Source organism: Flavobacterium sp. FG139 (assembly GCF_057809695.1).
On sequence record NZ_JBMDKL010000012.1, the window covers coordinates 22,895 to 49,499 of the forward strand.

23 protein-coding genes and 1 pseudogene are annotated in these 26,605 nt (G+C 34.9%); 10 read left to right on the forward strand and 14 right to left on the reverse strand.

Going from position 1 to position 26,605, the window contains the following annotated elements; genetic code table 11:
* Positions 1 to 8 precede the first annotated feature (8 nt).
* Genes ACODSI_RS11170 through ACODSI_RS11180 form a run of 3 tightly spaced genes read left to right on the forward strand, consistent with a single transcriptional unit; the run spans position 9 to position 2,942 of the window.
* Positions 9 to 2,126: a ribonucleoside triphosphate reductase gene (locus tag ACODSI_RS11170; RefSeq protein WP_488916938.1), complete on the forward strand. Its 2,118-nt coding sequence runs from the start codon at positions 9 to 11 to the stop codon at positions 2,124 to 2,126.
* Complete coding sequence (nrdD, locus tag ACODSI_RS11175; protein ID WP_488916939.1) at positions 2,107 to 2,271, forward strand: anaerobic ribonucleoside-triphosphate reductase; 165 nt, start codon at positions 2,107 to 2,109, stop codon at positions 2,269 to 2,271. The genes ACODSI_RS11170 and nrdD overlap by 20 nt, the downstream gene beginning before the upstream one ends.
* Before the next feature lie 2 nt (positions 2,272 to 2,273).
* On the forward strand, positions 2,274 to 2,942 hold the full coding sequence (locus ACODSI_RS11180; RefSeq protein ID WP_488916940.1) for an anaerobic ribonucleoside-triphosphate reductase activating protein: 669 nt from the start codon (positions 2,274 to 2,276) through the stop codon (positions 2,940 to 2,942).
* On the opposite strand, the gene ACODSI_RS11185 is transcribed toward ACODSI_RS11180, so the two are convergent.
* The 7 genes and pseudogenes from ACODSI_RS11185 to ACODSI_RS11215 form a co-directional block, all read right to left on the reverse strand.
* On the reverse strand, positions 2,935 to 4,170 hold the full coding sequence (locus ACODSI_RS11185; RefSeq protein WP_488916941.1) for a pyridoxal phosphate-dependent decarboxylase family protein: 1,236 nt from the start codon (positions 4,168 to 4,170) through the stop codon (positions 2,935 to 2,937). The genes ACODSI_RS11180 and ACODSI_RS11185 overlap by 8 nt on opposite strands.
* Before the next feature lie 10 nt (positions 4,171 to 4,180).
* Positions 4,181 to 6,011: pseudogene (locus ACODSI_RS11190) on the reverse strand (hypothetical protein).
* A gap of 80 nt (positions 6,012 to 6,091) precedes the next feature.
* Positions 6,092 to 7,405 carry a cbb3-type cytochrome c oxidase subunit I gene (locus ACODSI_RS11195; protein WP_488916942.1) on the reverse strand — a complete coding sequence of 438 codons (1,314 nt, stop codon included), beginning with the start codon at positions 7,403 to 7,405 and terminating at the stop codon, positions 6,092 to 6,094.
* On the reverse strand, positions 7,395 to 7,829 hold the full coding sequence (locus ACODSI_RS11200) for a c-type cytochrome (RefSeq protein WP_488916943.1): 435 nt from the start codon (positions 7,827 to 7,829) through the stop codon (positions 7,395 to 7,397). Before ACODSI_RS11200 ends, ACODSI_RS11195 begins: the two co-directional genes overlap by 11 nt.
* 147 nt (positions 7,830 to 7,976) lie before the next feature.
* Positions 7,977 to 8,531 carry a fasciclin domain-containing protein gene (locus ACODSI_RS11205; RefSeq protein WP_488916944.1) on the reverse strand — a complete coding sequence of 185 codons (555 nt, stop codon included), beginning with the start codon at positions 8,529 to 8,531 and terminating at the stop codon, positions 7,977 to 7,979.
* A 66-nt stretch (positions 8,532 to 8,597) separates the two neighbouring features.
* Positions 8,598 to 9,833 (reverse strand): hypothetical protein, encoded by a 1,236-nt coding sequence (locus ACODSI_RS11210; protein WP_488916945.1) that lies wholly within the window; start codon positions 9,831 to 9,833, stop codon positions 8,598 to 8,600.
* Complete coding sequence (locus ACODSI_RS11215; RefSeq protein WP_488916946.1) at positions 9,833 to 10,423, reverse strand: Crp/Fnr family transcriptional regulator; 591 nt, start codon at positions 10,421 to 10,423, stop codon at positions 9,833 to 9,835. Before ACODSI_RS11215 ends, ACODSI_RS11210 begins: the two co-directional genes overlap by 1 nt.
* Before the next feature lie 224 nt (positions 10,424 to 10,647).
* Here ACODSI_RS11215 and ACODSI_RS11220 point away from each other — a divergent pair, with 224 nt between their 5' ends.
* The 3 genes from ACODSI_RS11220 to ACODSI_RS11230 all read left to right on the forward strand — a co-directional run bounded on the left by ACODSI_RS11220 (position 10,648) and on the right by ACODSI_RS11230 (position 14,038).
* The gene (locus ACODSI_RS11220; protein WP_324327025.1) at positions 10,648 to 11,022 is read left to right on the forward strand and encodes a hypothetical protein; all 375 of its coding nucleotides are present in this window, start codon (positions 10,648 to 10,650) and stop codon (positions 11,020 to 11,022) included.
* A 114-nt stretch (positions 11,023 to 11,136) separates the two neighbouring features.
* Complete coding sequence (locus ACODSI_RS11225) at positions 11,137 to 11,982, forward strand: hypothetical protein (RefSeq protein WP_488916947.1); 846 nt, start codon at positions 11,137 to 11,139, stop codon at positions 11,980 to 11,982.
* A 112-nt stretch (positions 11,983 to 12,094) separates the two neighbouring features.
* Complete coding sequence (locus ACODSI_RS11230) at positions 12,095 to 14,038, forward strand: TonB-dependent receptor plug domain-containing protein (protein ID WP_488917007.1); 1,944 nt, start codon at positions 12,095 to 12,097, stop codon at positions 14,036 to 14,038.
* Between the two features lie 20 nt (positions 14,039 to 14,058).
* Here ACODSI_RS11230 and ACODSI_RS11235 read toward each other — a convergent pair whose 3' ends face one another.
* Positions 14,059 to 14,679 (reverse strand): HD domain-containing protein, encoded by a 621-nt coding sequence (locus ACODSI_RS11235; RefSeq protein ID WP_488916948.1) that lies wholly within the window; start codon positions 14,677 to 14,679, stop codon positions 14,059 to 14,061.
* Between the two features lie 380 nt (positions 14,680 to 15,059).
* Here ACODSI_RS11235 and ACODSI_RS11240 point away from each other — a divergent pair, with 380 nt between their 5' ends.
* Positions 15,060 to 16,337: a chloride channel protein gene (locus tag ACODSI_RS11240; RefSeq protein ID WP_488916949.1), complete on the forward strand. Its 1,278-nt coding sequence runs from the start codon at positions 15,060 to 15,062 to the stop codon at positions 16,335 to 16,337.
* A gap of 92 nt (positions 16,338 to 16,429) precedes the next feature.
* Here the strand turns inward: ACODSI_RS11240 and ACODSI_RS11245 are convergent, their stop codons facing one another.
* The 5 genes from ACODSI_RS11245 to ACODSI_RS11265 all read right to left on the reverse strand — a co-directional run bounded on the left by ACODSI_RS11245 (position 16,430) and on the right by ACODSI_RS11265 (position 20,657).
* A complete protein-coding gene (locus ACODSI_RS11245; RefSeq protein ID WP_488916950.1) occupies positions 16,430 to 17,074 on the reverse strand; it encodes a hypothetical protein in 645 nt (214 codons plus the stop codon).
* A 17-nt stretch (positions 17,075 to 17,091) separates the two neighbouring features.
* Complete coding sequence (locus ACODSI_RS11250) at positions 17,092 to 17,703, reverse strand: ATP-binding protein (RefSeq protein WP_488916951.1); 612 nt, start codon at positions 17,701 to 17,703, stop codon at positions 17,092 to 17,094.
* 2 nt (positions 17,704 to 17,705) lie between these two features.
* Positions 17,706 to 18,521: a transcriptional regulator gene (locus tag ACODSI_RS11255; protein WP_488916952.1), complete on the reverse strand. Its 816-nt coding sequence runs from the start codon at positions 18,519 to 18,521 to the stop codon at positions 17,706 to 17,708.
* 82 nt (positions 18,522 to 18,603) lie between these two features.
* Positions 18,604 to 18,885 (reverse strand): helix-turn-helix domain-containing protein, encoded by a 282-nt coding sequence (locus ACODSI_RS11260; RefSeq protein WP_488916953.1) that lies wholly within the window; start codon positions 18,883 to 18,885, stop codon positions 18,604 to 18,606.
* A 95-nt stretch (positions 18,886 to 18,980) separates the two neighbouring features.
* Positions 18,981 to 20,657 (reverse strand): helix-turn-helix domain-containing protein, encoded by a 1,677-nt coding sequence (locus ACODSI_RS11265; RefSeq protein WP_488916954.1) that lies wholly within the window; start codon positions 20,655 to 20,657, stop codon positions 18,981 to 18,983.
* Between the two features lie 379 nt (positions 20,658 to 21,036).
* Here ACODSI_RS11265 and ACODSI_RS11270 point away from each other — a divergent pair, with 379 nt between their 5' ends.
* Positions 21,037 to 21,756: a hypothetical protein gene (locus ACODSI_RS11270; RefSeq protein ID WP_488916955.1), complete on the forward strand. Its 720-nt coding sequence runs from the start codon at positions 21,037 to 21,039 to the stop codon at positions 21,754 to 21,756.
* A gap of 87 nt (positions 21,757 to 21,843) precedes the next feature.
* Here the strand turns inward: ACODSI_RS11270 and ACODSI_RS11275 are convergent, their stop codons facing one another.
* Complete coding sequence (locus ACODSI_RS11275; protein ID WP_488916956.1) at positions 21,844 to 22,683, reverse strand: RteC domain-containing protein; 840 nt, start codon at positions 22,681 to 22,683, stop codon at positions 21,844 to 21,846.
* A 497-nt stretch (positions 22,684 to 23,180) separates the two neighbouring features.
* Here ACODSI_RS11275 and ACODSI_RS11280 point away from each other — a divergent pair, with 497 nt between their 5' ends.
* Together ACODSI_RS11280 and ACODSI_RS11285 are read left to right on the forward strand one after the other, a co-directional pair.
* Complete coding sequence (locus ACODSI_RS11280) at positions 23,181 to 24,572, forward strand: RNA-binding domain-containing protein (protein WP_488916957.1); 1,392 nt, start codon at positions 23,181 to 23,183, stop codon at positions 24,570 to 24,572.
* A gap of 853 nt (positions 24,573 to 25,425) precedes the next feature.
* A complete protein-coding gene (locus ACODSI_RS11285; RefSeq protein WP_488916958.1) occupies positions 25,426 to 26,490 on the forward strand; it encodes an HNH endonuclease domain-containing protein in 1,065 nt (354 codons plus the stop codon).
* Positions 26,491 to 26,605 lie beyond the last annotated feature (115 nt).

The window sequence follows — 26,605 nt, forward strand, 5'->3', positions numbered from 1 at the left end:
AATGCTTCATGGAAAAATATGTTATCAAAAGAAATGGAGATTATAAACCCTTTGAAAGTTATAAAATAAAAGATGCTATAGTTAAGAGTTTTCAGAGCGTTGCAGTTGCATTTGACAAGCATGTTTATGAAAAAGTTATTGCCACTATTAATTCTAAGGATACTTGGGCAGTAGAAGAAATTCAGGATATTATTGAAAAAAAGCTTTTTGAAAATGAGTATTTTACTGTTATGCGTTCCTTTATGTTGTATCGGCATACGCGAAAGTTGCAGCGTGAACACATTCAAGGATTGAATGATGATACCACCTATGTTGACAGCACTCAAACTATAGAAGAATATATTTCACAAACGGATTGGCGTATCAATGCCAATGCTAACACATCCTATTCTAATGCCGGTTTGGTGAATAATGTAGCGGGAAAGGTTATTGCCAATTATTGGTTAGATAAAGTTTATTCCAAAGAAGAAGGATATGCGCATCGTAACGGTGACATCCATATTCATGACTTAGATTGTCTGACGGGCTATTGTGCAGGCTGGAGTTTGAGAGTGCTACTGAATGATGGTTTTAATGGAGTGCGAGGCAGAGTTGAAAGTAAGGCTCCGTCTCATTTCAGAGAAGCATTAGGTCAGATGGCTAACTTTTTGGGGATTTTGCAAAGTGAATGGGCGGGAGCTCAGGCTTTCAGTTCGTTTGACACTTATTTAGCTCCTTATGTCTTCAAGGACAATTTATCCTTCGATGAAGTACTGAAAGCCGTTCGGAGTTTTGTATATAATCTGAATGTTCCCGCCCGTTGGGGGCAATCTCCATTTACCAACATTACTTTGGATTGGGTTGTTCCTGCCGATTTGAAAGAGCAAATCCCAACTAAAAACGACCACCATCTTTTTGATAAAATAAAGGATGAAAATGTTTTGACTCGTGCCAAAGAGCGCGGAGTTTTTTCTCTTCTAGATATGCGTTACGAGCATTTTCAAACCGAAATGAATCTGATTAATAAAGCGTATTATACGGTAATGACTGAAGGTGATGCCAACGGACAGCCTTTTACTTTTCCGATACCAACGGTGAATATTACCGAAGATTTTGATTGGGATGGAGAAAATACCGAGCTGCTTTTTGAAAATACAGCTAAAATTGGTTCCTCTTATTTTCAGAATTTTATGGGAAGCCAATACACATTGAATGATAAAGGAGAAAAAGTTGAAAATCCGAATGCCTACAAACCGAACGCCGTTCGCAGTATGTGCTGCCGTTTACAACTTGATTTGAGAGAATTGTTAAAACGAGGTAATGGTCTTTTTGGCAGCGCAGAAATGACAGGCAGTATTGGAGTGGTCACCATCAACATGGCAAGATTAGGGTATCTATATGAGAGGGACGAGGAAGGTTTATACAAGCAATTGGATAAATTGATGCTATTGGCAAAATCGACGCTTGAAAAAAAACGAAAATTTATCCAAGAGATGTATGATCGAGGCTTATACCCTTATACTAAACGCTATTTGCCACATTTTAGAAATCATTTTTCCACCATAGGCGTAAACGGTATGAACGAAATGGTACGCAATTTTACCAATGACAAAGTAGATATTACATCGTCATTTGGTCATGAATTTTGTATGGATGTGTTGGATTATATTAGAAATCGAATGAAAGAATTTCAAGAAGAGACAGGAAATCTTTATAATCTGGAAGCTACACCTGCCGAGGGTACAACCTATCGTTTTGCCAAAGAAGATAAGAAAAGGTATCCCAACATTTTGCAGGCGGGCTTGGGTGAAAATATATATTACACCAACAGTTCTCAAATTCCAGTCGATTTTACACAAGATCCATTTGAAGCCTTATTGATGCAGGATGAACTGCAATGTAAATATACAGGAGGAACTGTACTGCATTTGTATATGAATGAGCGTATCAGCTCGTCGGAAGCTTGTAAAAACTTTGTCAAAACGGTATTATCAAAATTCAAATTGCCTTATATTACTGTAACGCCTGTGTTTAGTGTTTGCCCTATTCATGGCTATTTGAACGGTGAGCACGATTACTGCCCAAAATGCGATGAAATTATACTAGAGAATCAAAACAACTCAAATTATGAAAACAAAGACCACTGAGATTTTAGAACAAAACCAACAGTTGAGAACAAAATGTTTGGTTTACACCCGGGTTATGGGATACCATCGACCTGTAGAAAGCTTTAACATTGGAAAAAAAGGAGAACACAAGCAACGTATGCATTTTCAGGAATGTAAAAATTAAGCATGTCCATTTACAGTATAACACCGTTTACGTTGCTAGATTTCCCCAATAAATCGGCTTGCGTTTTTTGGTATGCTGGTTGCAATATGCGGTGCTTGTACTGTTATAATCCGGAAATTGTTTTAGGAAAGGGCGTCGTAACTTTTCCTGAAGCAATTTCTTTTTTAGAATCTAGAAAAGGTTTGTTGGATGCTGTGGTTTTTAGTGGTGGAGAATGTTTGATTCACAAAAATAGTATCGAGCAGATTAGAGCAGTGAAAGCAATGGGTTTTTTGGTTAAAGTCGATACTAATGGAAGCAAACCAAAAGTGCTGAAAAAATTAGCAGAAGATAAAATAATCGATTACGTAGCGATTGATTTTAAAAGTCCAAAAGAAAAGCTAACCGCTATAACCAAAAGGAATTTCTATGCCGAATTTATCGCGTCCTTAAAAGTACTTACCGATTTTAAAATTCCGTTTGAAGTAAGAACAACCTATCATTCGGATTTGCTCAACGAAAGTGATATAAAAACAATGATAACCGTTTTGGAAACCAACAATTACACAGGGAATTTTTACATCCAATATTTTAGGAATAATACCGAAACACTCGAAAAATTAAATTATTCTTCAAAGAATCTTACCGCAGAAACTTTAGCAACAAAAGAAATAAAAGTAGTTTTCAGATAATGATGTGCTTCTTCAAATCCTCAATTAAATGATTCAAGCTATCGACTTCTACATGTTCCATTAAGACAATTTTATACCATTGGTTGTCAGTATTATGCTTTTGAGGAACTAAATCATATTTGTGTGCTACATCTATCGGGATATATTCTGCCTTTATAGTTACGATATTCATATAAGGCTCTCTAAAATAAGCAATGCCTAAAGCATCCAATTGTTTACAAATCCAATCCGTTCTTAATTGAAGAATTTTTACTTTTTCAAACCATCCGTTTTCACCATAAGTAGTCAAAATCATCCAGGCAGCAATGGCATTGGCTCCCGATCTACTACCGCATAACGTTAAATCCATTCCTTCAACATACTCAGCTTCTTTAGTCAATACATTTTCGATTAAATTTTTCCGACATAAAAATATTCCGGTACCATAAGGTGCCTGCAGCATTTTATGGGCATCAATCGTAATGGAGGAAACCTTTGCATTAGCAAAATCCAAGTTACTGTCAGGAGCAATGAAAGGATATACAAAACCGCCATAAGCCGCATCGATATGAAGCTTATATGGTACATCGTATTTCTCTAACAATTGGGTGTAAGTATCAGGATTGTCAACGGAACCAAACATGGTGGTACCCATATTGGCTACTACAATAAAATACTTTTTTCCATCAGCTATGGCTTTACAAAGTGAGGTTTCGAACTCATTAACCAAGATGCGACGCGTCTCAAAATCAACTTTGACTTTCATCAAATCAAGAGATAACAAATTTGCACCTTTTGCAATAGAATAGTGCGTGTCTTCCGAAGCCACAATCATGATTTCAGACAATTTTGCCTCCAGTGTATTTTGAAAAAAGTTTCTGTAAATCCACAAAGCCTGAATATTGGCTTCGGTACCGCCGGTGGCAATATAACCATCATATTGTTTTTTAGCAGATTTAAAAATATCCACAGCTACTATTTCCAGAACTTCTCGTTCAATTTCCTGAGTGCCTTTAAAAGCAGTTTCAGAAGTTCCGGTTGTGTGACAACCAATATGATTGGGATTGGCTACATACGTCATTAATACCGGAGCATCTTTCAAAAAAGGCGCGTCATAAAATACTTTACCATCCAAATTGGATGCAGGATACCCCAATGAGATGTCATGCAAAAAATCAACATTCTCATTTAATGCTTGTTGAACTCTTTCCACTCGTTGATTTGAAGTCAACTTTTTCCAGTCTTTCATTGTTTTAATTTTAGTTAGAAATACTTGTTATCAGTACCGTTAGATCATTTTCGCTTTTGTCAAACGTAATCCGACTAATTTCCATTTTATAAAATTTCAGTTCTCTATGGATTTCAATCACGTGTTTTTTGAAAAAAGGTGTTGTAGCAAATAAGGTTTCATAATATTCAATTCCTTCCAGAATGTTTTTTTTGAACAAGTTCCATTTTTTTATTTTCCCGTCAGTGATATCATCAGTAAGGTTTTGTATTTCATTTTTCAAATAGTCGACATACATTTTCAATTCTTTCATAAACATATTAGGACGATTCGTATCTTTGAGTATGTTGGTATTCCCATAAATATGTTTTACCATCTCAGCCAACGACACTATTTTATCAAAAATAAGCCAAATTAGGCCCTGGGCAAATTACCACACCTTGTTGTTGCCCTTTCACTTCAATACCATTTTCTAAATAGGAAGGATTAGCCAAACCAACACATAAACAAGATTTTGTCATTATTTTGTTTTTTTGCTTTTCCAAATCTGATGCTGATATCTCTTTTTTTTGAGCTTCCAATTCAGCCAACTTAATATCCTGGTATTTTTTGGAGGCGGTACACATTCCCTGACTATCATATTCTTTACTCAATGCCAAAAGCTTTTTTGGACAGGAGCTTCCGGCTTTATTTTCGGTTATTCGGTTTTGCTTCCAAAGATCATTACTCATCCCTTTCACGGCGTTAAACGGAACGCCCAATGGTGATATATCACTTAGATAAAAATCATCTTCCTGCGCCTTCGCTAGCAACATGCGGGTTTCTTCATCAACCGATGTGGCTTCGGGAACTAAAAGAAACGGAGATCCCCAGCCCACACTGTCCATCTGAAAATGAGATAACAAAAAATCGTGTTCTTCGGCAGTACCCACACCTCCTTGAGCTGTAATTTTTAAGGGCAATGGTTGAGTCGGAATCGGAAGGTTTTTTACTTCTAAAGCCTTAACCATAAGTTCGTGAGCCGATTGAATTAATTGCTCTTTTTTGGTTCTGAATTCCTCTAATATTGGTCCCAACAGAAAGCCGTCGGTAGCAAAAGCATGTCCGCCACAATTCAGTCCCGATTCTATTCGGTATTCCGAAACCCAAAGCCCTTTTTTTGCCAAAAAATTACCTTGTATCATAGCCGAACGGAAGTCGCTGACCTTAAGAATAATTTTCTTTTGCAAATGACCATTTACATCAGGATAAAACATCGGAAATTGTTCAAAATAGCTGTACAATCTTGGATTCATTCCGGCAGATAATACCACAGATGAACTCAAATTGCTATTGGCAAAGCCGCGTAAAGAAGCATGGGCATCATTAAATTCAATTGGTAATTGTTTGTCTTTTTCAAAGTTATCTTTATCCACTTTGGTCATAATATTTACATCTATTCCACCGGGAGAAAAATGTTCAGACAAATATTTTTTCACTGCATCTTTTAGTAACAAACCATCATCGACGAATTTTTGGAGCCCATTTTTTAATTCAGATGTATTGGGAAGTATAGACAGGTAGTTTTCCAAAGCCGTCTTGCTTTCAGCTAATTCATTTTTGAAATGTTCAAATTTATCTTTTACAATAGTATCCACTAAATTGAGATACTGCTTGATTCTCTCTGCCCGGTAGTCCTGGCATTTTTGAGTAATCTCCTGATAATGAAGGCTGAACTTTTTGCTGTAAAAAGCACGCATTTTTTCTGTAAGCTCGTCATCGGTTATTGAAATTACTGACGAGATTCCAAAATGAGCCACTCTAATAGGACTGTCAATGGTATAGGCCAACCCCATTACGGGAATATGAAAGGTGTGATTCATCTGTTCGTTTTTAAAATAAACTGCGAATTTTGCGAAATCATTTAGTAAAAAGGATGATATATGTCATGTAATGAATTAATCTATTGGGACTTTAGTATTTTCAGCAGTTCATAAGTGATACGATAGAGCCCGCCAGCCATTGCCAAACCAAAAATGAAAAACAAAATATAAAGCCAATGCAATGAATTCTGAAATTCGCCAAAGGAAATTTGTTGGCAGCAATAGACCCAATATCCTTTTTTAATACCCAGTATTAAAAGTGTGAACCAAAATCCGGTAAAAGCAATATTAAAAAAGTGAAGACTTCTTTGAATTTTATTTGCTGCAACAATGGAAATCAGGTTTGCCGATTCTAAAATATAAGATACGGAAGACAGTAGGATTAAAGTGTTTATCCCTATAGTAGTTCCCATGGAATGAGCTACTGTTATGTGCGTTCCATGTGTAAATAGGTTTATAGAAGGAATAGATATGAGTAGAGCTAAAACAATGTTCAGGAATACCCAAAAATTGGCCAGTTTCATAAAGCTATAAGCCAAAGGGTAATTGGTAATAGTTTCCTTGGAGAGATTCTTTTTCCAATCGTATAAAATAGAAAACAGAATTATCCATTCGGTCATACTAATGGCGTATGCTACATATCGTATCCACGGAGCAGTTGGAATAATGTAAATATGATGTGCCCAGCCAAACATTAAATTAGTCAGTCCCAGAAAATAAAAGAAGAAAGCTTTCTTAGAGTTGACATAACTATAATCATTACTGATTTTTGATATGACGTATAAGGACGTGCCATAAACCAACATATTCCAAGAACCAACATACGAGCCACCTGCTTTCCATTGCATCGCTATATTTTGAATAAAATGACCTTTGAAATAAGGTAGTAACCAAAGATGAGCTTCGGTAAAATGATATATCATAAATACTATCCCTGTGCCCCACATCCAATAATAAACCGGCCAAGATTTAAAAGCAGTACGAGTGGTTTTGAAATAAGTGATTCCTAACATTATCCACCCTAACATTATTGGAAAATAGAAATAAAATGGAAATTCCAAATATTCTTTTCCTCCAAAATTTCCAAAGACATAAGAGATAATAATCCCTATTCCGGTTATAATAAATATCCAAAAATGCAGTAAAATGAGTTTTGGGTTTACTTTTTTTTCTGTAAAGTTGAGATAATAATAAATTCCTCCAATGGCGGATAATAAAATCCAGGAAACAACAAATAAAGTATGCAACGGACGTAGTGCATTGAAGGGTAAAACCGATTTTATAAAATCAGGGATGATATATTGAAATCCTGCCAATAAACCACAAAACATTCCTAGTACTAAAGAGATTAACCCCACAGAGATAAAATAAAAAGGATAACGGTTATTTTTCATAGTGAGGACTTTTATATTTCAGGGTAACCCATCCGTTAGTTTCTATTTTGGTTTTATTGTTTGGGTAATAACCCGTTTGATCAACTTCTTTTAGGAATTGAATTAGCGCTTCTTTTTCTTTTGAGTTAAAATAAAACTGAGGCATTGTTTTAACACCGCTATTGAACATAGCTTTGAGATAATCCTGATTTGATACTCTGGAATATTCATTAGTCAAATCCGGACCGAGATAGCCTCCTAAACCATAAAGCTGATGACAGGAATTACAGTTGTTTTGTAGCCAAAGATTTTCGCCTTGCTGCGCTTTTTTTGATAAATGAACAACTCCATAAGCTTTGTCTGAGGTGTAAATTATGATATTGTACGTCACGAATACTATGATTAAAGTACATAGAGCAACGCTGTATTTTAAGGATGAAGTCATTAAAAAATTACTTGATGAAACAATGTAAATAGAAGCATTTCACAACAGACAGAATATGATTTTAGTCATATAAAAAAAGCGTGAATTCGTAAAAACTCACGCTTTTTCAACTTTAAAAAAGGGCTTGGTTTGAATTAATAATTATTTTTATTTTGGTAAAAGCACATCGCCAATTACATGAATGATACCGTTTGATGTTGGTATAGAAGCTACTATTTCAGAGCCATTAACAAAGGTTTTATCTCCTTTTTTGGTGATTTTAACTTTGCCCCCAAATACCATATCAAACTCTTGGCCATCCTGCATGTACTCTGTTTTAAGTGAACCAACATATGTGTGATACCCAAGAATATTAGTTAATTTTTCTTTGTTTTCCGGTTTTAATAAATCGTCAACCGTTCCTTTCGGAAGTTTGTCAAAAGCGGCATTTGTTGGTGCAAAAACAGTAAATGGACCTGCATTACTTAACGATGTAACCAAATCGGCAGCTTTTACTGCAGCAACTAATGTTGTGTGATCTTTACTTCCAATGGCAGTTTGAACAATGTTTCTTGCAGAAGTGTCATCAACAACTCCTTCTTGACCTGCAGCTTTTGTTTCAGTATTTTCCGTTGCGGATGCAGGGGCAGCTTCGTCTGTTTTTTTGCATCCAAAAAATGATATCAGACCTACTAGTAGCAATAATTTAATTGATTTTTTCATTATAATAAATACTTGGTTTATACACACAAAGTACTTAATTCTGAAATGGTAATTTTATGAGTTGAATCATAAATTAACTGCTATTTTGACTTTTTTTATAGAGTAAAAAACAGTTAGCCCTATTCCAAACACTAATACGATGGCAGCACCAAAAAGTAGCTCGTTTGCATAAGGAATTAATGTATAACTAAAAGAAGCTATACCTTGTACTGCCAAAATAATTTCATTAAGCAGCACACCGATGGAGAAAATAATCACACCGAGCTTGATTCTTTTGTTACTATGAATTAAATGATTAGCATAAATATAGAACAACAAAAACAAACTGATAATAGCTAGTAAGACTAAATGCAAATAGGCAATTACTATGGGTCTGAACCCGAAGGCTAATTTACTGACTGACGGTATGGTAGAACCTAATTGCAATACCACTTTGACACTTACAGCAAAAGCAACAAAAAGTAAAATGTAGCGTAAAAAATAGGGGAAGTTGGTGAGATACTCTTTTTTAGTTTTAACTATAATTATCAAAAATTTATACCAGGCAAATACTTGCATAAAGGATGCTATTACTGTTAGTATATATAGCCAAATAGGTAAATTAGCCCATAAAGTGGATAAAAAGTAAGCCGGTAAACACGAAAAGAAAAACAATTTGAATGTAATATCAAAAAATGGGTTGTCTGTTTTTTTTAGATTTAAAAACCCATATAATAAGCCCATACACGTAAAGAAGAACCAACCGTTGTATTGAAAATGTAGGTAATAGTAAATAGAAGCCAAATATTCTTCTTCGTGAATATTTTTTGTAATCATCATATAGGCTAAGAAAAAGGTGCCTAATGATGAAATAATATTAAAAAAAATAGCCGCGCTGAACCATTTTTTAGACAAATCATCTGAAGGTAATTGTTTCAAGTGTTTTAGGTAACAATATGCAAAAGCGTAAGAAACAAAAAGCGATGCCGTTGAAAAAGCAATAGAAAAGGCTCCATAACCCTGTATGATAAAGGATATCAGCATACCATAGGCACAAATCAAATTAGCAGCAAGAATGTTATTATATTTTTTTAAATCGATAGTTGCGTTGCTTTTTTTATTGAGATAAGCAATCATTAAGACCATCAGGGTATGACTAATCCAGCCGGAAAAAGCAAAATGGGAGTGGGAATGTTGTAGACTTTTTTGATTAAAATAAGGAAATTCGAAACCAATTTTGTAACGCATTAAAAGCCCTAAAAGGGCAACAATCAGCAGATTGATTAGTGAAAATTTTAACCAAAACTTACTGTTAAAGCTCATTAGTAATATATTTTATGATTGATAATATCCACTTTTTTGCATTTACTCATTTTAGATAAAGCTCTAATCACTGTTTCTACCCGTAAACCGGTAAAGTTGGCAATTTCCTGACGGGTAAACGGAATCAATTCTTTATCATTACACTTTTTACCTTTTTTGTGGGCGTTTAAGAAAGCTGTAATTCTAAATTCAGGTTTTTGATTAATAATGTCTTTTGAGGTTAGTGCTTTGGAGTGAATACGTCGGCACATTAAATTTAAAAACTTCTTTTGTATTGCTGGGTATTCTTCTAAAATTTTCAACAGTTTGTCTTTTGACAGTTTTATTATTTTACTGTCTTGAAATGCTACCGCTGTAGAAGGATAAGATTCATCAATAAACAAAGGCGGCTCGCCAAAACTTTGTCCGTCTGAGAAATATCCTTGAGTAAATTCTTTTCCCTCATCGTTTGAATTGAACATTCTGATACTTCCTTCAATAATCTGAAAATAAAAATTTGCCATTTCTTCTTCACAAAAAATCATTTCGCCTTTTTTATATTCTTTAGCTATGGCTCCCCAGGTAAAGAGTAAATCTAAATCTATTTGCATAATTGATTTCGAGTGTTTTTAAGCTTTCAAAAACTGCTTTTAACAGCTATTGTCGCTTTGGGTTACAAAATTAGTTAGTATAAAAATACTAAAAATATGACCATAGTCATACAATCTTGCTTTTTTACGGACTTAAATTTGCAGAGTGGAATAGAAGAATAGTCGCAACGCAATGAACAAAGGGATTTCTTTATATTCACAGAAAGCTATAAACATTCATTAAATTGAAAAAAATAATATCCATATTAGTCTTAGTCATATTACTCAAACCAATTTTCCCGGTTATAGATTATGTGATAAATTATGATTATATAGCTACAGTACTTTGTGTCAATAAAGCAAAACCACAAATGCATTGTAATGGAAAATGTCATTTGATGAAGGAAATGGCCAAAGAGTCAGAAAGCGAAAAACCTATTTCTTCTGATAAGAAAAACGGTGCGTTCGAAAATGAAATCTTATTTTGCCAGGATATCCATCCATTTGAAACGATTCAGGATTTTTATCCAACAACTACAAAAAAGAATGTGAACTATTCAAATTTATATTCTCATTTGAATAGTAACGCTGTGTTTCATCCTCCCACTTTTAACGTTTAAGTTTTATTGTTTGTTGATTTCTTATGTTGGAATCAACAGGATTTTTATGTCCAAAATTGTTTGAAGAGAAATCTTTTCAGGCAGACTATTGTTTAAACTTAAGTAAAAAAGAAAATGAAACGTATTATAAAAAACATATTGGCAATGATTGCCTTAGGAACAGTATTAACTTCTTGTTCTTCTAACGAAGATACTCCGGCAACCGATGAATTAGCAGGTATTAACAAATTTAAAGAGATTGTCAATGACACGCATACGATAGAGTTGTATTCACACATGACGGTGGAGCAAGGTTATAATGAAATTAAAATAAGAATCAAGGACAATGCGAACAGTAACTATGTTAAAAATGCTGAGGTTAGCTGGACTCCTTTGATGCATATGAGTATGATGACTCATTCTTGTCCAAAATCAGCCGTAGAAAAAGTTACTCCTAATGGTACTTTATATGAAGGTTACATTGTATTTCAAATGCCTCAAAATGATATGGAATATTGGGATCTTAAAATTGATTATACAATCAATGGCACTTCCTATACTGCTACTACAACAATTGACGTACCCGAATCAACAGAAAGACGCGTTAATACTTTCACAGGTTCAGACGGTGAAAAATATATAGTGGCTTATGCAGAACCTCATCATCCCAAAGTTTCTGTAAATGATATGATTGTGGGCATCTTCAAGATGCAGGATATGATGCATTTTCCGGTAGTTGATGGGTACACCTTAAAAATTGACCCAAGAATGCCAAGCATGGGCAATCACGGCTCGCCGAATAATGTAGATGCTGTACAACAAAAGGCAGGAGAGTTATATACCGGTAAAATGGCTCTTACCATGACCGGTTATTGGAAAATTAACTTGCAATTGGTTAAACCTGATGGTACAGTAGTTAAAGGTGAAAGTATTACAGATTCCGTTACTGAGAGCAGTCTTTATTTTGATTTCGAATTTTAGCAGTATTTCCGTTATAACAAAAAGGTCATTAACCGAAATGTTATTGACCTTTTTAACCTAAAACATCATGAAATATTTTATACCATTTTTACTGTTGTTTACTTATTCTTCAATGGCGCAGGAAACAGTAAAAGATACCACGCACCCCAAAGAACTTAAAGAAGTTATCGTTATAGGCAAAAAAGCCCAACTTTTTGAAAAGCAATCCAAATTACTCTCCACTTTGGACGAGTACTTGCAGCAATCGGCTAAAGTTGATATGATAAAGCGCGGGTCTTATGCATGGGAACCTATCATCAATGGTATGGCGACTGAAAGAACTTTAATTACGATTGACGGTATGCGGATTTTTGGTGCCTGTACTGATAAAATGGATCCTATTACCTCGTATGTGGAGGTGTCTAATTTGTCTGAAGCTACTATTTGTTCCGGTCAGGAGGGAGCCTGTTTTGGCAGTACCATAGGAGGTTCTATTGATTTGAAGCGCAACCGGAATCAATTTAGAGAACAGCAATGGGATTTCAATTTGAACAGTGGCTATGAAACCAATAATAGGCAAAAAATTATTGGCGCAGCGGTAAGTTATGCTGATAGCCTATTTTATGCAGATTCCGATTTTATGCTTAGAGATGCTGAAAATTATAGAGCAGGAAACACTAAGGAAATCCTATTTTCTCAATTCCAAAAAATGAATTTATCCACTACTCTGGGTTATAAACTGGGGAGTACTAAATTGGTGGAAGCCTCCGTAATATATGATAAGGCTACTAATATAGGTTATCCGGCATTACCTATGGATGTTTCGTTGGCAGAGGCACTCATCAGCTCCTTAAAATTAGAATACATTCCATATCATTCCGCTATTAAAGATTGGGAAACCAAAGTATATTTTAATACCGTCACACATCGCATGGATGATACCCAACGACCAATAGTTCCCATTCATATGGATATGCCGGGCTGGAGTAAAACGTATGGTTATTATTCCAAAATAAAAGCTCAACTGCAACAGCATCATCTGTTGCTTAATTTTAATGCGTTTTATAATCAGTCGTTGGCTGAAATGACCATGTATCCTGCGGATCCGAATGAAAATAGTATGTTTATGTATACTTGGCCTGATGTACGGACTTTATACCAAGGTCTTTATGCAGAAGATAATTATGCTTTGAATTGCCATTCCGGTATTAAACTTTCGGCAACAGCCGGTTTTCATCAAAATAGAGTGGCGAGTCAAATGGGTCTTGAAAGCCTGCAAATATTTTATCCAAAGATGGCTTCACAAAAGCAGCGTTTTCTTATGGGTTCTGCCATTAATTATAATTATACTAAAGGGAGATGGGAGTATGGGTTAGGGATAGCCTATGGAGAAAGAGCACCATCCGTGTCTGAAGGGTATGGGTTTTATTTATTTAATAGTTTTGATGGATTTGATCATATTGGGAATTCCGAACTTAAGAATGAAAAGTCATTGGAAGGGAATGGTTATCTTGGGTATCAAAAAGGAAAAGTAGCTATTAAAATGACCGGTTCCTATTTTCACATTTCCAATTACATTATGGCAATCCCGGATACTGTTTTAGTTCCAATGACTATAGGAGCTAATGGGGTAAAAGTGTATTCAGCTTTGGATTATGCCACTATTGTCAATGTTAATCTTTCGGCTGACTACCAAATTTCGAAACAATTTGTATGGAATTCACAATTCGTTTATAGTAAAGGAAGTGATTGCAATAGTATGAACCTCCCTTTTATAGCACCGTTTAGCTATACTTCTTCCTTACATTTTGCAAAGGAAAAAATAACTGCAGAAATTTTGGTTCATGGAAATGCCACCCAGACCAATTACAGCCCTTTTTATGGAGAAGATAAAACGCCAAGTTATGCTGTAATTAATGCGAGTTTTGGCTATAAATTTTTATGGAATACCATTAAAATACAAATGAAAACAGGGGTAGAGAATGTATTAGACACCTATTATTCTACCTATAGCGACTGGAATAATCTTCCAAGAATGGGGCGCAATGTGTTTGTGAATTTAGCTGTCCGATTTTAATTGAAAATATACTATCAATCTCAATGATTTAGATTATCGAGTTCGTTTTTAATATTAATCCTAGCCTGTTCTTCCTGTTTTTTTAAGAAATGTTCCGTTTTGTATATAGCATCCATTTCAAGAAAATGCAGGAGTGCTTTTTTTCTGCCAGAATTGTACATAAAATCGGCATAGATCGTATATTCTTCGCGTATTTGATTGGAGTATTTTTGATAGTCTTCTGGGTTTTTTCCAAGGATTGCTAAATCGGCATCGATTAGATAATTGGTATCGTTATCTTCTGATGGAAGATGTTGTTTGGTTGCTAAAATCATAGCTAAACATTTATCTATTTTATCCTTATTGAAGCCAATTTCTGTCAGCCTTTTCTTTGCCAGTTTCGCACTGTCTGCTTCATTGGTTTTACTGGAGGCTCTATAGATTATATCATGATAAAAAACAGCAAATAGGGTAGTGTCCCAATCATCAATTTTGCCTTTTACTTCCTTTAAATTAGTTACCATGTCTTCTAAATGGTCAATAGTATGGTAGTGCCTTTTGGGCTCGGAATATTTAGTAAATATTTCCAACCATAGGTTATTAGCCAATTCATGATCATTGGAGTATTTTTTAATTAGTTGGAGAAATATGTCTGTTAGCATAAACGCAGTAGAGAGCACAAATTTAGTCATAAATACTTATTGTTTAAAGAACTACTTCTTTAATTTAAGATCTAAAAATTATTTTCTAAACTGAATTTTAGAAAAACTAAACAGACTTATTAAAAATAGAATTTATAGAATAAATGGATTTTAGTCAAAATTTTGCAGATGTTCTGTTTATTTCTGCGAAATCGCATTGAAGATTTTACAATTGGTAAATAGAATGTCTTTTAGCATAGCTACTATTTAATAAACATTGCAATTAATTTCAAAAAAATTGTGAATTAAGGTATTAATTAATACGTTTATATATTAAAGTGTGCCTATTTGAAGCACATGATGATTACTTTATTTATTTTTGTTATTCCAACAAAACAGCCATGCATTTATACCGTTATTTAAAACAAAATCATCTATTTATAGTCTATGCTAAGTTAATTTTGGCTTGTAGCATTGTCGGTTTTTTAGCTACTTTTTTGGCTGTAACTTTGAAAAAAATTACGGAGTATTATGAAGAATTCCTTTTAGGGAAAGCCAATAGTTTTGGGTTTTACTTTCTTTTATTACCGTTAATTGGATTAACTATAATTTATTTTCTTAGGATTTACTTATTCAATAATAAGGAGAATAAAGGAATAAAGGAGATTTTTGAGTGTACCCAAAACAAATCGAAAAAAATGCCACTTTATAAAGTTCCTTCTCATTTTATTAATGGATTTTTTACAGTAATATTTGGTGGTTCAACAGGAATAGAAGTTTCAACAGTGGTTGCTTCGGCTACAATTGGTTCTGTTGCTCAACAAAAAAATATTTTTTTGAGAAAATACAAGGATGAGCTCATTTCCGCTGGAATTGCAGCAGGTATTACAGCTCTATTCTTGAGTCCAATGGCTGGATTACTATTTTCATTAGAGGTTATTTTTAAGAAGGTTAGTCGAAGAATATTATTTTGTACAATTATTTCAGTAGCGGTTTCGATGTTATTAGTTTCTCTTTTAGGTGAATCACACTTATTTTTGATTCAAAAATTGGCATGGCATTATCATGCTATTCCCTATTTTATTTTATTAGGAGTATTGTCAGGTGTAAATTCAGTATACCTCACCAAAAGTGTTATTTTTTTTAAGCATAAATTCAATAAAATAAATAGGAATACTATAAAAATATTTTTAGGTGCGATTGTTATAGGCGTTTTAGTGTTTCTATATCCTGTGCTTTATGGAGATGGTTACCATGGAATTGCGACACTTCTTAAACATCCGCACAGTGCTATTAGTTTTGCTTTTTTCTTTTCTGTTTTTGGAATTGTACTTTTAAAACCTATTATTACTGCGGTGACCTTAGCAGCAGGGGGTGATGGAGGTGTATTTGCTCCAAGTTTGGTAATTGGTGCTTTTCTCGGTTTTTTTGTAGTTACACTTTTAAATAATTTTTTTGATGCCAATTTGTATGCAATTAATTTTATTATCATTGGTATGGCGGCAATGTTAAGTGCCAGTATTCATGCTCCTCTTACCTCGCTTTTTTTAGTTTGTGCAGTTGTTGATGATTATACTTTATTTATCCCAATTTTAATAGCTTGTTTAGTCTCAAAATACACCGCAAAACAATTGTATCCCTATACTGTATATAGTTTGACCAAGGTTGCAACTAATTAATGTTTTAAAGAATGTGATTATTGCATATTCCAGTTATATTAGACACCTGATTCCAACTCAAAATGACCACTTAATTTCGTAGCAAAATAACATTAGGATAGTTCATTTAGTTTATTTATATCATCTAAATAAAGCTGTAAATCATAGAGGTAAATCAATTCATCATCCACCTGTTCCGGCATTTGTGCTAATTGGACAAAATTGATATTTTCGGACATTGATTTTTCGCCGAGCAAATCCTGGAGCATAATATTGATTAAAGTTTGTAAATTTTTATTGTGGGAATAGATGGTGAAATTCTTCAGGTAAACGATCATATCTATTTTTTTCTCACCGTCATATTCGAAGGGGATAAATTTAAGGTCACTTGTTTTTAAAGTTATATCCTGAAAAATGTATGGGTCGTCTATTCCCGCTTCCATATCGTCTATGTCCTGACGTGGCTGGATAAGTGCAGTGAATTTCCAATCCCATAACCGTGGTGCCGCTTTTTCAAGTTCAATAGCCATATGGAAAAGTTCCTGTTTTCCTCTCGCTGATAGCATCAGCTGCGTCTTTTTTTTCTTCACTTTGGGAAACACAATTATGTACTCAAGTCCGGGGAAATAGAATTGCAAGTGCCAATCCAGCCAAAATAGGTAGTTTTTTTGTTCCTTATAATCTAAACCCATCAGATTCTTTAGTTTGTTTTTGTGTTCAAGAAACCATTTCCAAAAATGTGTTGCTGCTTTTTTCATTGTTTTTAGTTTTTACGTTAGCGTTTATCTTTTGTGTTGTTATCGTATGCGATTAAGTTAAAGAGTTCGCGCATCCGGCTTCTGACACGGTTGCCATATTGAGCTTCAATTTCTGAAGCTGACAGGTTAGTGGTAATGTGGGTTTGAATGCGCCTGCTGATGTAGAGGTCGTACCTGCTTAATAGGATTTCGGCCATTACATTGCATTCGTTACCATAGTATTTCAGATTATTTTCCAATCCCAAATCATCGAAGCAATAAATTTTTGGGTCGAGTTGTTGTTGCTTTCCTTTTGAATAGCGATGAATAACATCATACCCTTCTTTTATAAACTCAAAACTTATATCTCTACAAGGTTTTATGATGAATTTATATTCTGTTGGCGTTAGGTGTTTCATCAGGGTCATTAGTGATGTTTTACCACAGCCAACTGGACCTGTGATTAGGATTCCTTTGTTGCCGTTTATACCGAGTTGGAAACAGGCTTGTTTGTCCTTCAGAAAATAGGCGATGAGCTTGTATACGATGGGATAGTCTTCTTCGATGATTTTGAAGTGATCACCGAAGAGTTCTTGGCCTTTGGCTTCGAGCCAAGCTATTATTTCCGGGTAAGTTAGTTCTGTGTTCATGGTTACAGTGGTTCTGCGTAGTTTTTATCACTATTGGTGCTCAAGTGTTGCTGTTTTATTGTTGCTCCTTTAAATTTTTCAGCATTGAGCATCCAGTTCTTAGCAGCAGCCTGCCAGTCGGCCATTGGCGTTTTGCCACCAACCAGCCAACCAATACTTTTGAAATAATTGAAAAATTTGTTTGCTTCAAGTTCCGGATAACCCTGGAGTTGAAAAAACTGTAACACCTCTTCCAGTTGTGGCATCTGTACCTTTTCTTTTTGCGCGGAACTTTTTTCTTTTGGATTGTTCGTCTCACTTTTAAAAACAAATTGTTCTTCTTCCATTTTTTTTTCTTGCTCGCCCAAGTTTAAACTGTTTGAATTGTTTACATCGTTTGTATTGTTTGTATTGTTTATATAAGGTACTACGACTTGTTCAGTAACTTGTTCAGGACTTGTTTCAGTACCGGTCTGCAACTTGCCTGCAACTTGTTCATCAACAGATTTAAAATTTGTACTGGTGCTTTTTGGTAAAGGCTTTAGGTCATCAGAAAAATTGAATAAATAAACATGGCTGCCTTTAAACGGATTGTATGATGGTTCATATTTAATGTAACCTTGTGCATGCAGAGCTTTGAGGCATTTATGATAAGTGGCTTTTGAGCTAATCTTACTAATTCTCATTACTTCATCCCGGGAGATGCTTATCGGATTTTTAAACCTATTGTAGTTCCAAAATTGGAACAAGGACATGTAAAGACTTACATGCGTTGGATTCAGCATCCGATCTTTAGATACTTTATCAAAAAAACCCGTTAAGTGTTTAATGTAATTCATGATTAGAAGATTGAGAATTAAATTAGAAAAGAAAAGCAGCAAGCTGCTTTTTGTACCTGATTGCCACTGGCAGTCCTCCTTTTTATTTCAAATGCTCTGCACTTACTTTATTTTCATCGAGTAGTTTTTCGATATCCTTTTGCGCATAATATATAATTCCGCCTATCTTGGTATAAGACAACGTTTTATTTATCCGTAAGGTTTGTAATGTTCCTGGAGAGATGTTTAACAGTTTTCTGACTTCTTTAGATTTGAGCCACTGTTTAGTTTGTTGAGGTGTTGATTTTAAAAGTTCTTTAAAATCTGAAAGTAGGAGCGTGCGGAATTCGTTTAAATCTTCCTTGGTAAGTACTTCGATTGCCATAACGTATAATTTAATTAGTTATGGTGCAAAATTGTTTAGTTTGATTTGTATTATATCCCAAGTCCTTCCCAAGTTGGGAATGAAAAAATTAGAATCTAGTCTAAACTATCTGTATTTGTGGCCTTTTTTAGTTGGTAAATAAAGAACGTTGGTGAAATACCCGTTTGTGCTTTAAAGGTTCTTGTAAAAATTTGTGTAGTGCCGAATCCTGCTTCTTCTCCTAATGCTTTGTTGGTGTAGTTGCGGTATTTACTTTCCGTTTTCAGCTTTTCGATTATATAATCAATTTTCAATTTGTTTATATACTCAATTGTTCCGGTTCCTTTGTGTTTTACAATTACTTTGGATACATATTTTGTATTTGTATTTAATATTGAAGCCATTTTTACCAGGGTCATGTCTTTTTCAAGGTATTTTTTAGTGCGCTCAAATTTTTCGAGCTGTTTTAAAATACTGTTTTCCGTTTCGGGTATTAATTCTTGAACAAACGGCTTTGATTCATTATCCTCTTTTTTTGAAGGTTCGAGATTCGTATTACGATTCATGAGTTCCCGGAATAATCGCTTGTTCTTTTGTTGACGATTTATCAAAAGACCAATAACCATTAAAAGCATTGCCAATATACAGACTCCAATAGCTGTTCTGAAATTCATTTCGTCTTCTATATCTTTCTTTGCTTCCAGCAATTTTCTAGTGTCATACTCCTTAATTATTTTTTTTAAAAGGTACCGGTAATTTTGATGAAGTAACTGGTCAATGGTTAATAGCTTATCGATATAGAGTAACTGCAATTCTTTATCGTTTGTTTTTTTATAATAGTCAATCAGCAGCTCGTATCCTTCTCTTACATCCGGACGTATGTAGTTGTGTTCGTTATACAGTGCATCTACTTTTTTAAAATAGGTAATTGCTTTGTCTCTTTCGTTTAGCTGCCAATAACATTTGCCGATGTAGCAATATGTCACCATTACTGTTGCAAAATCTTGATTCTTTAGAAAATAAGGAAGCGTATTGTTTAGATTTAGGATTGCTTCTTTATACTTCTTTATTGCCCATTGATTAACTCCTTCAGACTGTATGAAATAAGGTTGCATATCCCTATTTTCCAATCTTTTGCCTTCGTTGATACCCAATCGGTTAGTTATCGAAGACAATGAAATATTGCCTACTTTATTGTAGCATACGCCTAATGCATGTAGGGAGTTGAGGTAGGCACGGTCATTTTCCTCTTTGAAATATTCTATGCATTGCTTGAATAACGCCATTGCTTCGTCATAAAATCCTAGGTAATATTTGGTTTGTGCTATTCCAAATTTGACTTCAAATATGGCATTTTTATCAGGTGTTTTAACAATGTACTTATCGGCAATAATAAAATTGTCGAGTGCTGTTTTAATTGTTCCCCGGTCATAGTATACGGCTGCTTTTGTCATATAGGCAGTGCCCATCAGAATATTGTCAGAAGTTTTGTTGGCTGATGCTACCATACTATCAGCATATTGTAACCAATGCTTTTTTTCTGAGGTATATAACAAGGCTTTATATGCCTGCGTTAATTGGTTAAACTCTTTTTCCTGCTTTGCTTTTGTAACCCATGCCTGAGCATATATTTTAGCTTTACCAGTATCTGTGTTATTCTCGGCTACTGATTTACTTATGTAGTCATAACTTTTTGATGAAAGACTGTCAAGACTATTCGATTTTAATTGCTGTGCTTCTGCCTTAAAGCAAAGTAATACGAAGCATAAGATTAATGGTTCTTTTTTAAACATTTTAAACAATTGGAACCTAAACCAATAAATAATGCAAAATAATTGGCTGAAACGGTCAAATTAATGCGAATAAATGTAAATAATTTAAATTAAACATGGGTGGTTAAAATGGAGAAAATTGAGAATAAACTGATTTTAATCTAAGTAGTTGAACTCTTGATTTTTATTTTAAAAACCTTACTGTTACATTCCCGAATCTCACTTATTAGATTCCAGAATGTAACACTTGTTGGCTTGTGGAGCGAGAAAACGCCCTGTAGCTTTGCCCTGAATTCAAACGGTTTTGTTATGAGCAAAACCAAGCCACTGTTCAGAGTACCCCGGGCTAAATGAACTGATGAAAAAAAGTAATCAGTAACATTTTAACACACTAACCAACATGAAAACACTATATTCATGCCTATTTATTTTGACTTTTTTTATTTCCTGTGATGATGACGCTACCATTGCAACGCCAAATGTTGTCAACAGCAGAATTACCGGCAGAATTGCTACCGAATTACCGGGTAATACAGCCAACCCTTATGATGAAGCCGGATGGATTCATAATGAACTTTTTGAAACGTATTATGAAAGCTCAACCAAGCCCACAACCATTGCCGGCGTTATTAGCCGAGTTGAAGCCATAGCGGATTCTAATTCAAACTTTAAGGTTATAAAGACTGCAAGTTATCATCCTGTTTCTGAGGAACGGATTCAATATCTTTTGGACCATAAAGGAACTTGTGTTTCTGAAGTTATTGCTAATTCCACTCTTAGTAGTAATGCCAAATTGAGTCTTAGTAACTTTATGGTCTCCTTGGATGAGAAATTTGCTGTGGAGACCAGTTGTGATCTACTTTATAATTATGTAGCTGCCTATGAAAAGACGGTTGTAGATAACGCTACTTTCACTAGCAAAGATAAGCAGCTTATGTTAACTACAACCTCGATTGCCCGTCATACAGTTTATCTTGCAAGAAAGAAACCTAAGAAGAATACAAACCCTGATTGGACTATCCTCATATTGCATATAGCTACTGCAGAAGATGGTGCCGAGTTTGGGATGGCTGAAAGTATTACTGAGGGATTGGTTGCAGGGATTGTGTCTAACCAATAGTATCATTACAACCGGCTAAACGAAATTACTAAATACCACCCCTTAGCCACACTTAGCTACCCCTCTCACAAATGAGGGGTGCTTTGTTTAATTTTCGTCAGCTTGTTCCATTCGGATAATTAAATTTTCCTTTAATGCGTTTAGGAATTTTGTGCGTTCGGATTTGCGTTCCCGGATTTCGAGAAAGGTTTTGTGGAATTGGCCTAAATCTACTTGAAAGACTGCTTCAAAAAATGATGCCAATTCTTTGAGTTCTGCTTTACCGTTATTAAATACCCCTTCGGTATGCAGTGCAAAAAGTAACTCCGTCAGTGCTACTTTTGAACCTGTCCATTTTGGAAATTTGGTTGTATTCTTTTGGGATTGACTTTCGTTATTTTCTAGTTTGGCCATTTCTGCCTCCAAGTATCCTTTTATCTTTTCGTTTGCCAGGATTTGAGCTACCTTATAATCATGAGAAGTGGAGAATCGGTGGTCAGCCTGGAAGTAGGAACTATCGAGTGAAACCTGAATATCGTATTTGCCGCGAAGAAAGTATTTTTTGTCAAGACTGTTATTGCCCCTGCGGTAGTAACGGTAGAATTCGAGATTTTCACGGAAGAATTTCTCTAATTTTAAAAGTTCCTTGTTATAGTATTTTCGCAATGTTTTTTTGCTTCCAAAGGGTTTATTACTCTCTATAGTGTAGATTTCATTGTAGTAGATTAGAAGGCAAGCCAATTGGGGTTTAGTATTGCGAAAAAATTCTATTTCTTCCGATTTGCTCTCGAAATTGTATTGCAGGCAGGCTGTTTTTAATTTTTCTAAACTACTAATTAGTAATTTTATGGCTTCCTGTGCTGCCTTTACTTGGTTGCTGTTTTCTGCCTGAATTAGAGCTAATCTCTTGTCTACCTCTGCTTTTAAGGAAGCTGCCAGTGATTTCATTTGTGCTTTTGGTTGAAAGTTGGTTTTCGGCAAATCTATTGGAGTAGGGTGTTGGGTGCAAGGATAAAGGTGTGTGATTCCAGAATTGCATAGTTTAGATTCCCGAATTGCATACAATATTTTGAACGAACTAAAGTTCGTATACCTGACTGCCACCGGCAGTCCTCCTTTTAATTTCAAATCCGAATTGCATAGTGGATATTCTGGAATTGCATACCAAGTTTTGAGAGTATATTTTTTATTTGGGTTTTGACTCACACGATATGATAGCAATATTTTTTGAGATTTTTCTTTTTATTGTATTTGTCATTTTGTTCTTCCGGGAAGTGCAGCTTGACAAAAGGCGTTTTTTAGAACAAAAGCGATTGGCAAATGAGCATATTTTGAGGGAAGTGGAGCGGTTCTTAAAAGAGCAAGAATTGAAGAAGCAAACTAAATCCCAAAACAGTTGAACGTTAATATTCCTATCTTTGTTTTAAATTGCTACAGATACCTCTATGCTCAGTAAAGAAGACATTAAAGAATTAGTTCGTTTAGGAGAAGGACATAGTACAGAATTTAAAATAACTCTACCCTCTAAACTGAAAGATGTAGCCGAAGAAGTATGTGCTTTCGCTAATGCTTCGGGAGGTATTGTCCTAATTGGTATTGACGATAAAACCAGTGCTATTGTTGGTGTAACAATAGATAATTCGAAGCGGTCAAGTCTTCAGAATGTTTTAAGGGAAATTTCACCTTCACTGCCCTGTGAATTTTATTTTGTGGATGTTGATGGTGTAACTGTTGCCGTTATTAAAGTGCCTGAAGGAACCAGTAAACCTTATACACTATCGGGCGTAATTTATCAACGACAAGGTGCAAATTCGCAAAAGATTACTGCTGCCGAGGAGATACGAAGCTTTTACCAAGAATCAGAACGAATTTATTTTGACGATGCAGCCTGTATTGAAGTTGATATATCAAAAGATATTCCCTCATCACATATTGATGACTTTAAGGCTCGTGCTAATTTAAGTCCTGGGATTTCAGGAGAACAAATAATGCAGAACCTGAAATTAATAAGCCGTGATGGTTACCTGAAAAATGGTGCTGCTTTATTTTTTGCAAAAGATCTCCAACGGTTTTTTGAAAAAGCAGTAATTCGTTGTGTACAATTTGAAGGCAATGACAAAAGATATATTATTGACGATAAGGTAATGGAGGGAACATTATTGCAGCAATATTTTAAAAGTATGGACTGGCTTAAAAGCAAGCTTAATGTAAGATATGACATTGAAGGCGCCGGGGCGGGACCGAGGAAAGAATTTTGGGAGATACCGGAAACTGTATTTAAGGAAGCTATTATTAATTCGCTTGCTCATAGGGATTACTCAGATTTAGGGAGTAGGATAACTATTGAACTATTTGATGACCGAGTAGAAATAGCGAATCCGGGCGGTTTAGTAAGTGCTATTCCGAGGAGTGAATTTGGGAAAAGAAGTCATACCCGTAACCCGTTAATTTTTAAATTATTTGAGAAAGCAAGAATGGTTGAGCAAATTGGTTCCGGAATTGCCCGTATGCGAGACTTGATGCGTGATGAAAGTTTGACACCTCCGGAATTTAATACAGATGGTATGTTTACTGTAACTTTAAGACGACCGTTTGATTATGAAAAGTGGGTGAATAAGTGGGTGAATCACTTATCTGAAAAACGTATTGCAATCCTAACTGCAATGCATCATGATCCTACTATAAAAAAGACTGCTTTAGAAAAACTAACAGGTCTTAGTGGTAGTGCTGTGGATAAAAATATAGATGCATTAAAAGATGCAGGACTTGTTGAAAGAGAAGGAACTAAAGGAGGTAACTGGGTTCTTCATTATATAGCTCCCAAAGTGGGTGAATAGATAGAAGTTACTATAGAAGATTGCAATGGTGTTGCAATAGGTTACTTATGTTGATAGTGTTACTATAGATGGTGTTGTGTTTAAAGTGGGTGAATAAGTGGGTGAATAAATAGAAGTTACTACAGGAGATTGCAATGCATTTTGCAATAGTATTGCAATAGGTTACTTATGTTAATAGTGTTGCCATAGATGGAGTTGTATTTAAAGTGGGTGAATAAGTGGGTGAATAAAGAGGAGTTACTATAGAAGATTGCAATCATCGTGTGGTAGTATTGCAAAGCGGTTTGTCAATGGTACTGGTTTTATTTGACCGGAAAACGGAAAATTGAGTTAATCCCTTATAAACAAAGGGTTTTTTATTTGCTCGAGTTTGCAAAATACACTGCAATCATGGTATGCCAGTATTGCAAAGCTGTTTGCAAAAGATACTATTTTTATTTGACCGGAAAACGGAAAATTGCTTTAATCCCTTATAAATAAAGGGTTTTTTATTTGCTCGAGTTTGCAAAATGTCATTGCAAGGATGCGTGTAGTATTGCAAACCAGCTTGCCAATGGTACCGTTTTTATTTGACCGGAAAACGGAAAAATACTTTAAGGCATTACAAATCAAGGCGTTTTTATTTACTCGAGTTATACAATTGCGTGGTCAACTCTTTTATCTTTCTAGGGGGATATTGAACGTAGTAAAAGTATCCTTTGTGGAAACTCTTATGATAGCAATTATACACTCAAAAAAAAATGATTTTCAGCGTATTTGATTATACAAATTCAAGATTAAGTTTTGGCATTTTATTTCCTTTTTTGCCAAAGTTTAATTTTGCTATCTTAGCACTACCACAATAAAATACTACATGAATCTTCCGCATAACAGTTTGCTTCCTGTATCTAAACTAGCCGCTTCGTTTGGGAACACTTCTGCAACTTATAAATTCTATTGGTTGTTGGCTATATTGGAATTGGTGGAGGAAGGACAGGTAACGATACCAAAGCGGCATTTATTTGCCCGAATGATTGGGAATGCCTGGTATACTGTGAATTATTTTCATGTATCATTTGGGAAACAGGATTTGATACAGCAGGCAGTACTCTCAATATTAGAGCAGGAGCAATTGACTATTGATGTAAAGAAAAATGTATTATTGGCCGTATTAGAAGACTCCAACTTAAAAACTACTCAACAAACTTTGTTTCATTTTAATAAAAATGTACCTCATTGGTTTTTATCTCCGTGGTTTGCCAAAGTGGGAGGGGAGAATGATGTTACTTACCGGAAAAGGATTTACAGCTCTTCAAAGGTATTTGAAAATGATTGTTTGTATGCGCTTTATGATGAGCATATTGTAGTTAACCCTAAATGGGTTGATTACCTAAAGGCAAATGCCAGAATACTCAAGGATTATATTTATTGGAACCTGACCTTGTTTTTGCAGGTGCGTAACCCGAATGTGCCGGATATAGCCAATAAGTTGATACGACCGCCATTTAGAGGCTCACTTACCAACCAACGGAAGAATTACTGGGATATTGTTTTTAAAGAACTTGGAACCCTAGATTGCATTTTTACCAATACTGCTTTGACCATAGACCGTTATGCCTTAGACCATTTTGTGCCCCATGCTTTTGTATCACATGATTTGATTTGGAATTTGGTGCCCATTGAGACCAGTTTTAACTCAACTAAGAGCGATAAGCTGCCCAATATAGAAACGCATTTTGACAGCTTTTTTAAACTACAAAAAACTGCTTTTGAAATCATGCACCAACACAGCCCGAAAAGTAAATTGCTGGAAGAGTATTTGACTATTTACCCAGATTTGGTTAGTGTTGATGGCTTTAAGTATAATAAGTATAAAGAGAGTATTCAGCCCTTAGTTACTATTGCTCATAATAATGGGTTTGGGTATCTTTGTAATTAAGAACGGATTATTAACTCGTACAATTTGCATTAATAAAATAATCGCAGAATTTTTTAAAGCAGTAATGATAAGAATGTTATTTATTTACTTTCATTCTTCAAGTTTACATTATTAA